Source organism: Aquabacterium sp. (genome assembly GCF_014378415.1).
Classification (GTDB): Bacteria; Pseudomonadota; Gammaproteobacteria; order Burkholderiales; family Burkholderiaceae_C; genus Aquabacterium.
The window spans coordinates 1-8,576 of record NZ_JACMNS010000124.1 but is presented as its reverse complement, the minus strand read 5'-3'; the positions used below and the strand labels follow the sequence as shown (position 1 = coordinate 8,576).

Genomic DNA, 8,576 nt, shown 5'->3' with positions numbered 1-8,576 from the left:
GGACGCGGCGACCGATGGCGCCGTGGCCGACCAGTTGTTCGCCAATGGGATCACGCCCATTGAGGTCAAGCACGCAGGTGCAGTGCCGGTCGCGGCACCGGCCAATCAACCCGAGTGGCTCAAGGCGCTGACCGAGGTGCCGATCAAGGAGGTGGACATCCTCGTGCTATCACGCCAGATGTACACGCTGCAAAAGGCGGGCGTGCCCATCTTGCGCGCCTTGGCGGGGCTGGAGTCGTCTCACGAAAAACCGGCCATGGTGGCCTTGCTGGCCGATGTGCGGGCCAGCCTGGACCAGGGCAAGGACCTGTCGACGGCTTTCGGGCGCCACCCCAAGCACTTCAGTGGCTTCTACCTGGCCATGATCCGGGTGGGTGAAATGACGGGGCACTTGGCCGATGTTTTCCTTCGGCTGAGCGAACACATGGAGTTTGAGTTGGACACGCGGGCGCGCATCAAGCAAGCCTTGCGCTACCCCACCATGGTGATCAGCGCCATCGCCATCGCCATCGTGCTGATCAACATTTTCGTGATCCCGACTTTCGCGACCGTGTTTGCAGGCTTCAAGGCCGAACTGCCGATCATGACCAAGGGCTTGCTGGCGTTCTCGGCCTTCATGGTGGCTTACTGGCCGGCCATGCTGGCCGCAGCCGTGGGCACCTTCTTTGGTGTGCGCTCGTACATCGCCACGCCAGACGGCCGCTATCGGTGGGACCGCCACAAGCTGCGCCTGCCCATCGTGGGCAACATCATCATGAAGGCGACCCTGTCACGTTTCGCGCGCAGCTTCGCGCTGTCGTCGCGCGCGGGCGTGCCCATCAGCCAGGCACTCACCGTGGTCGCCATGACCGTGGACAACGCCTTCATCGGCAGCCGCATTGACCAGATGCTTGTTGGGGTGGAGCGTGGCGAGAGCATCTCGCGCTGCGCCACGGCCGCCGGGGTGTTCACGCCCATCGTGCTGCAAATGATTGCCGTGGGCGAGGAAACGGGCGAGCTGGACGCGCTGCTGGTTGAAGTGGCGCAGATGTACGAGCGTGAGACCGACTACGCAATCCAGGGCCTGTCTTCGGCGATCGAGCCCATCTTGCTGTGTGTGGTGGGTGCGCTGGTGCTGATGTTGGCGTTGGGGGTGTTCCTGCCTTTGTGGAGCTTGGGGCAGGCTGCCATGGGAAAAGGTTGACCAAGCGCGTATTTGAGGCATGAAGAAGCAATCTGGTTTTACCTTGATAGAGCTGGTGATAGTGATCGTGCTCATCGGCGTGCTCGCGGCTGTCGGGTTGCCCAAATACATCGACGTGAAAAGCGAAGCGCAACAAAAAGCCGTGGATTCCATTGCGGGCTCACTGGGTGTGGCCTCGGCTGCGAACCAAGCGGCTCGTCAGGTCAACGTGGCCCATGGCGTGCCGATTACCGATTGCACCGACGTGGCCAATGCGCTGGCCGGTGGTCGGCCCATCGGCTACACCATCGCAACCGATCCAGTGGCACCCGGTTCATCGGTCGAATGCTCCCTGACGCTGGACGCTGGTGGGCAGATCGCCAGGTTCTGGGCACAAGGCATCAATTGATTCGTGAATTAAGTGGCATTCATAGCCGCTTTTCTGAGTTCAGTCTTCCTTTCAAAATCCGATAAACATTTACCAACACTGATTTTTCTTGATCAGCAGTCCAACCTTGCCAATACAAGCGAGTCGTACATGAAACAACAATCTGGTTTTACCTTAATCGAACTGGTCATGGTGATCGTGATCATTGGTGTTCTGTCGGCAGTTGCCTTGCCCAAGTTCATCAGCCTGAAAGGCGACGCACAGCAAGCGGCCGTGGACGGCGTGGCCGGTGCCCTGAGCTCGGCGTCCGCCATCAACTATGGTTCCCGCAAGATCGGTAGCACGAGTGCCCTGGCGGCCACCGTCGCGGTGACCAATTGCACCGGCGTCGAAGCCACCCTGCAAGGAGGCCTCCTGCCCACTGGCGGTTTTTCAATCGGGGCCGCCGCGATCGCCGCTGACGCCACCTCGGCAGCCTGCGTCTTGACGGGTCCGGGACCCAAGACCGCCACTTTCACCGGCCACGGCATTCTTTGAGTTGGCGACATGAGGATCGGCAGCCGTCCGGGTGCATGGCATCGGTCACACCATGCCATCACCTGACCATGATCCCCCACCGCCAGCCCCGAGGTTTCACCCTGGTCGAGCTGGTGATGGTGATCGTGGTGATAGGCATTCTGGCGGTGTTTGTCATGCCCAAGATGCTGGACCTCACCATGTGGCGCTTGAAGGCCTTTGGCGATGAGTTCGTGGCTCAAACGCTGTCAGTGGAGCGCCTGGCGCTGGCCCAGCGCCGCCCCATCCTGGCAACGATCGCCCCCACGGGTGTCACCTACACCTATGTCACGGGCGGGGCCACCGTGGCGTCGTTGCCCTGCCCCACGGCCATCACCTCATGCATCAGCGAAGCCACCCGCACGGTGACCTTCAACACCGGCAACAGCGGCAGCGCGGTCACCTCCACCGGCAGCGCCATCACGGTCACGGTTGCGTCGGGCAGCTACTCGCAGGCCTACAAGATCGAGACCGAAACAGGCTTGATTTACCCGTCTCCTTAGCACCTTGCCCAGGCTCGGCGCGTCCTAGCATGAGGCGCCCGAGCCCATCGATCAACGGAGTTCTCTCGTGCCCACCTTGCCCGCCACTTGCACCGCATTGTCTGCCTGCCGCGTCAACGCGGCGGGGCCCGGGGCGCCTGCTCGCGACCGCTCGCGTGGCATATCGCTGGTGGAGTTGGTGATGTTCATCGTGATCGTGGGCGCTGCCATCGCGGGCATGCTGCCTGTGTTCATCCAGGCCACCGCCGCCAGCGCCGACCCAATGATCCGCCGTCAAGCCCTGGCCGTGGCCGAGTCGCTGATGGCCGAGGTGATGCTGATGCCCGTCACCTTCTGCGACCCCGATGACGACAACGCCGAAACCGCGACCAGCAGCGTCGGTTGCGCGACCACGGCCGAGGCGCTGGGCGTTGAAGCCGGAGAGAACCGCTACGGCACGCCGCAGTTCGACAACGTCAACGACTACAACGGTTTTTCGATGTCGGGCATCAAGGACATCACCAACACGGCGGTCACCGGGCTGTCCAACTACAACGTGTCGATCGCCGTGGCGGCCGCCGCGCTGGGCTCGATCACAGCGGGGTCGGGCGACGCCTTGCTCATCACGGTCACTGTCACTGGCCCAAGCAGCACCACTGTCGTGCTCGATGGCTACAGGAGCCGGCATGCGCCCAACTCGCCGTAGCATCGACGCCGCCCAGAGTGGCTTCACGCTGGTCGAAATGGTGATCGTCATCGTCATCACCGGCATCATCGGCAGCGTGGTGGCCATGTTCATCGTCAGTCCGATCAAGGGCTACATCAGCACTGCCGCCCGGGCGGGCATGGTTGACAACGCCGACTTGGCCTTGCGCCGCATGGGGCGAGACCTGCGCAGCGCCACGCCCAACAGCGTGCGCGTGGCGGCCAGCAACCTGAGCATCGAGTTCATCCCATTGACGGGCACCGCGCGCTATTACACCGAAGGCTCGGGGCGGCTCGACTTCGGCACCATCGACACCGCCTTCGACCTCATCGGCCCTGGGCTGACGCTCACGGCATCGCAAAATCTGGTGTTCTACAACCTGGGCCCCACGGTGGCCGATGCGAACGCCTATGCCGACAACTCGTCCGCCCTGGCCCAGGCCAGCTCCAATCGGCGCACCAGCACCACGGCCGCAGGCACCGCCACATCGGTCACGATGTCGTCGTCGGCCGGCTTGCCCGTGAATGACAGCGCCCCGCCTTACCGCGTCTATGCTGTCAACCAGCCAGTAACCTACCGATGTGACTTGGCGGCCGGCACGTTGACCCGCTATTGGAACTATGGCTTCCTGGCCAGCCAGCCCGACCCACCCGTCGGTGCGACCACGGCCATCGTGGCCAAGGGCGTGAGCGCCTGCACCTTCAGCTACGACTCGTCGGTCATCGCCACGCGTGCCGGGCTGGTCACCTTGCGCCTGTCACTGGCGGCCAACCCCTTTGGCGGTGGCACCGAAACCGTGAATCTTTACCATGCCGTCCATGTCAGCAACCTGCCCTGAGCCGCCAAGCCGCGGCTTCACCATGGTCAGCGCGCTGTTCCTGATCGTGGTGCTGGCCGCCTTGGGCGCCGCCATCAGCAAAATCAGCGTGCGCCAGCACACCGGCTCGGCCACCAACCTGAACACTGCGCAGGCCGTGCTCGCCGCACGCGCCGGCTTGGAATGGGGCGCCTATCAAGCCCTGCGCAATCCCGCCCCCCCAGCCGCCGCGCCCGCATGCTTCAGCAACACAAACATGAGCTTGGCCGGTACTTTGTCCGGAATGACCGTCACAGTCAGTTGCACTCGGACGCCCGGTGCCGGTACTGTTAGCGATGGGGGCACGGCCCTTGTTTTCTACCAACTGGTGGCCAACGCGTGCAACGCGCCCACAGCCGGGGCTTGCCCCGCCTCAGGCGCCTTGCAGCCAACGTATGTTGAAAGGCAACTGACATGGGTCATCAGCCGCTGAGCACCCGGCGCCTGCTGGGCCACCATGCCTTGATGCTGGCTTTTTTTCTGGCGGCCATGCTTTGCGCAGTGTCATCAGCCCGCGCGGCCGCTTATGTCTTCCCAGGCACATTGCCATCAGGCTGCAGTGCCAATGTGGCCGTGTACACCTGCAACGCCACCGTGACGCTGAGCAGCGCCGACACCATCACGGTCAACTCACCTAAGCCCGCCACGATCAACATCACCGGCAACTTGACCGTCAATGCAGCACAGATCAACAGTGCAGGCAGCGCCGCCGACCTGACCATCACTGTCACTGGCGCGCTGTCGGCCACAGCCGGTGCGGTCATCAAAGCCAATGTGACCGCAGGCAGTGTTTCAAGCCACGGTGCAGTCAGCTATGGAGGCTCCCTGACAACGACTGGTTCCGGCTTCGTCAACCTTGACGCGGGCACCACCGTGATCGGCACCCTCACCACCAGCACGGGTGCGATCACCTTGAACCACGGGACGGTTGGCACCTACACCACCGTTGGCAGCATCAACAGCGGCGGCACGGTCACGCTCAACTCGTACAACAGTGTTTTGGGAAACACCACGGGTTATCTGATTTCTTCGGCCGGCCACACCAACTATGGCGGCAACATCACGTCCACCACCACTTATGTCAGCCTGGGGGGGACCGCCGGGGTCACCGGCTCCATCACATCGCAAACCTCTGTGGACACGGGCACCTATTCCTCCATTGGAGGATCGATCACGGCAAACACCAGTTATGTGGCCTTGAGTGGCCACACGACGGTGGGGGGCTCCGTCATCTCGAACTCCTACGTCGATACCGGATCCTATTCATCCATCACGGGCTCACTCACGACCACGGCATCAGGCACGTACATCGACATCCACGACAACACCACCGTCGGCGGATCGATGACTTCCAAAACTTACATCAGCATGATCAGCGGCAGCACGGTCGGTGGCGACATGCTGGCTGGTTCAACGATCTTCATGGGCACAGGCAGCTCCGCCACAAGTTCATGCTTGCGCTCCACCAGCTCAGGGTTGATCAACATTCCTTCTGCGGCTTCGGTGGGTGGCGCATGCTGCGGTACCGCCCCCGCTTGCACCAATACTTGCGTCAGCAGTAATCCAAAACCGCCGGCATGCCCGGCGTCAGGCGTGGCCAGCTATACCGTGGTGCCCGCCACCACCAGCCCGTCCACCTGCTCTGCAGTGACCATCACCATCACGGCGCGCACCTCCGCGCCGGCCACCTACACCGGCTACACGGGCACCATCAACCTCAGCACCTCGACCGGCAAGGGCGACTGGGCCCTGGGCGCCACGCCCACGCCATCGGGCACGCTGAACAAGGGCACGGCCAACAGCGGCACGGCCACCTACACCTACGTGGCGGGCGACAGCGGCGTCATCAAGCTCACCTTGACCAACACCCAGGCCAACAGCCTGACAGTGACGGTGGTGGACAGCGTGATCGTCGGCTCGTCCACCACTTCTGCTTCGATGGCCTTCAGCGACAACGCCTTCACCATCGCCGAAGACCTGTCCAGCACGATCGCAGGCAGTGACGTGGTGGTGGCCGGCCGCAATCACGACTTTCAAGTCACCGCGATCAAGAAAGACACCAGCACCGGAGCTTGCGGCACCGCCACCACTTACACCGGCGCCAAGACGCTGAAGATGTGGCGCACGGACTCGGGCAGCACCTGGACCGCACCCACGGTGGTATCGCCCTCGCTGACCATCCCCAGCAGCACGCCGGGCGCCAGCAACTTGTCACTGACCTTCACCAATGGCGTGGCCACTTTCAACATGGGCACCACCGACATCGGCCGCTACAGCCTGACCTTGCGCGACGCGACCGGCGCCTTTGCGTCCGGGAACATCGACGGTTCGACCAACACCCTAACGGTACGGCCCTTCTCGGTCGTGGTCAGCGGCATCTCGCAAGGCGCCACGATCAATCCCAATGGCTCGGCGTACACCGACACCGTCTTTGCCAAAGCCGGATCGAGCTTTCAGGCCACGGTGGCCGGCTACCTGTGGTCTTCCACGGCGGACACCAGTGTGGCTGGTGGCGATGGCGTGCCCGATGGCAGCGCCACGCTGGCACAGATCACGGCGGGGGGCGTGGCGCCATCGTTCTCCAGCACCGTGACCCTGTCACCCGCGGCGGCCAGCCAGACGCCCGCCACCGGCGTGCTGGGCACCTTGAGCAATGGCACGGTGAGCAGCTTTGCCAGCGGCAGCAGCACACCGGCCACGCTGCAGTACAGCGAAGTGGGCAGCTTCATGCTCAATACCACCGGCGTGGTCAGCAACTTCATCAGCAGCGGGCTGAGCCTGGATGCCACGGTTTTTAACGCGGCGGGCGCCCAGAACGCACGCATCGGCCGGTTCAAGCCCTCGAATTTCGTGTTGACCGCAGCCAGCGCCACCCACCGGTCCGCGCTGGCTTGCAGCCCTGCTTCGGCATTCACTTACCAGGGCGAGCTCTTCCAGCTGGGCTTCACGCTGACGGCCCAGAACGCCAACAGCGCCACCACGGCCAACTACACCGGCACCTTTGCCAAGCTCGACCCGACCACGCCCACTAACTTTGCCTTGATCGGGTTGGCGGGCACGTTGCCCCTGCGCACCGGCGGCGGCACACCGCGCCTCAGCCTGGGCACGTCCACGGGCAGTTGGAGTAATGGGGTGGCCACGGGCATCACCTTGACAGCATTGGTGACCCGAGCTGCCGCCGCTGAAGGGGTGCTGAGCGCCAGCCTGGGCGTGGCACCGCAAGACAGCGATGCCACCGTGCTGAGCAGCTTCAACCTGGACAGCAGCTACCCCGCCGACTCCACCGACGCCGCCCTGATCGGCACACTGGACATCCGTTTTGGCCGCCTGCGCCTGTCGCCCGCCATCGGCCCCCAGGACCGCGACCTGCCTTTGACTTTGGCCGCCCAGCACTGGAACGGTTCATCCTTCATCACCAACACGGCGGACAGTTGCACCCGGATCGCGTCCACAGGCGTGAACTTCGGCCAGTACCGCCGAACCATCACGGCGGCCGACACCAGCGTGAAAACCAACCCGGTCACACTGGCGGCCGGCACGGGCACGCTTTGGCTGTACAAGCCATCAGTTGGCCACGCGGGCACCTACGACGTTACCCTGAGCCTGGGCAGCACCGCCACGGATGGCTCCTGCCTGACCAGCCTGGGCTCTGGCGTGGGCGACAGTGCCACGGTGGGGGCCGACCTGGCCTACCTGCGGGGAGCGTGGTGCGGCGCCACCTACGACAAGGACCCTTCGGCCCGGGCCACCTTTGGCTTGTTCCGTGGCGGCAACAACCTGGTTCAGCAGCAGGAAAACTACTGAACTGAGTTACCTGGCGACGGATTGGCACCATTGGTACCACTTATTCAGTCTTTTCCCACGACTTGCTCGCCCGTAACCTGAGGGCCAGGATGCGAATTTTCGCCATCCGAATCATTGAGCCCAAGCCGTGATCCAGCCCCCCCCCATCACCGTCGATGTTGAACCAAAATGGCCGCAGCCATGAAGCGCCTGCAGTGGCCGTGGCAGCGCGTGCGCAACCCCAACCGGCTGGTGGTGGCCGCCGCGCCAGCATGCTTCAGCAACACAAACATGACCTTGGCCGGTACTTTGGCCGGAATGACCGTCACAGTCAGTTGCACTCGGAAGCCCAATGCCGGTACTGTCAGCGATGGGGGCACGGCCCTGGTGTTCTGCCAACTGGTGGCCAATGCGTGCAACGTATGTTGAAAGGCAACTGACATGGGTCATCAGCCGCTGAGCGCTCATCGCCTGCTGAAGCAGGGCATCCAAAGCCTGGCTGCCCTGATGCTGGCCTGGGCAACCCTCCTCTGCACGATGTCATCGGCCCACGCCGTAGCCTATGTCTTCCCCGGTACATTGCCAGCAGGATGTACTGGTAGCGGTCCCACATATACCTGCATCAGCACCGTGACACTGGCCAG

General features: G+C 63.4%; 10 protein-coding genes. All 10 read left to right on the top strand.

The features are described 5' to 3' along the window. The coding region (locus H7225_RS11530; RefSeq protein ID WP_290661942.1) for a type II secretion system F family protein at positions 1–1,183 on the top strand (1,183 nt) is incomplete at its 5' end. 19 nt (positions 1,184–1,202) lie between these two features. Beyond that, the gene (locus H7225_RS11525) at positions 1,203–1,571 is read left to right on the top strand and encodes a type II secretion system protein (RefSeq protein ID WP_290661940.1); all 369 of its coding nucleotides are present in this window, start codon (positions 1,203–1,205) and stop codon (positions 1,569–1,571) included. Between the two features lie 12 nt (positions 1,572–1,583). After that, a complete protein-coding gene (locus tag H7225_RS11520; RefSeq protein ID WP_290661938.1) occupies positions 1,584–2,087 on the top strand; it encodes a prepilin-type N-terminal cleavage/methylation domain-containing protein in 504 nt (167 codons plus the stop codon). 68 nt (positions 2,088–2,155) lie between these two features. Then, a complete protein-coding gene (locus H7225_RS11515) occupies positions 2,156–2,608 on the top strand; it encodes a type II secretion system protein (RefSeq protein WP_290661936.1) in 453 nt (150 codons plus the stop codon). A 67-nt stretch (positions 2,609–2,675) separates the two neighbouring features. Continuing rightward, complete coding sequence (locus H7225_RS11510) at positions 2,676–3,293, top strand: type II secretion system protein (RefSeq protein WP_290661934.1); 618 nt, start codon at positions 2,676–2,678, stop codon at positions 3,291–3,293. After that, entirely contained in the window at positions 3,274–4,131 is an 858-nt protein-coding gene (locus H7225_RS11505; protein ID WP_290661932.1) for a prepilin-type N-terminal cleavage/methylation domain-containing protein, read from the top strand. The genes H7225_RS11510 and H7225_RS11505 overlap by 20 nt, the downstream gene beginning before the upstream one ends. Then, entirely contained in the window at positions 4,112–4,582 is a 471-nt protein-coding gene (locus H7225_RS11500) for an agglutinin biogenesis protein MshP (RefSeq protein ID WP_290661930.1), read from the top strand. The genes H7225_RS11505 and H7225_RS11500 overlap by 20 nt, the downstream gene beginning before the upstream one ends. Continuing rightward, entirely contained in the window at positions 4,564–7,953 is a 3,390-nt protein-coding gene (locus H7225_RS11495; protein ID WP_290661928.1) for a DUF6701 domain-containing protein, read from the top strand. Before H7225_RS11500 ends, H7225_RS11495 begins: the two co-directional genes overlap by 19 nt. A 168-nt stretch (positions 7,954–8,121) precedes the next feature. After that, on the top strand, positions 8,122–8,361 hold the full coding sequence (locus tag H7225_RS11490) for a hypothetical protein (RefSeq protein WP_290661927.1): 240 nt from the start codon (positions 8,122–8,124) through the stop codon (positions 8,359–8,361). A gap of 12 nt (positions 8,362–8,373) precedes the next feature. Beyond that, positions 8,374–8,576 (top strand): hypothetical protein (locus H7225_RS11485; protein WP_290661925.1); only part of this gene is annotated, 203 nt, incomplete at its 3' end.

Bases quoted from the DNA above. Each gene is read 5' to 3' on its own strand.
- H7225_RS11525 (WP_290661940.1), top strand. From the start codon at position 1,203: ATGAAGAAGCAATCTGGTTTTACCTTGATAGAGCTGGTGATAGTGATC.
- H7225_RS11515 (WP_290661936.1), top strand. From the start codon at position 2,156: ATGATCCCCCACCGCCAGCCCCGAGGTTTCACCCTGGTCGAGCTGGTG.
- H7225_RS11505 (WP_290661932.1), top strand. From the start codon at position 3,274: ATGCGCCCAACTCGCCGTAGCATCGACGCCGCCCAGAGTGGCTTCACG.
- H7225_RS11500 (WP_290661930.1), top strand. From the start codon at position 4,112: ATGTCAGCAACCTGCCCTGAGCCGCCAAGCCGCGGCTTCACCATGGTC.
- H7225_RS11495 (WP_290661928.1), top strand. From the start codon at position 4,564: ATGGGTCATCAGCCGCTGAGCACCCGGCGCCTGCTGGGCCACCATGCC.
- H7225_RS11490 (WP_290661927.1), top strand. From the start codon at position 8,122: ATGGCCGCAGCCATGAAGCGCCTGCAGTGGCCGTGGCAGCGCGTGCGC.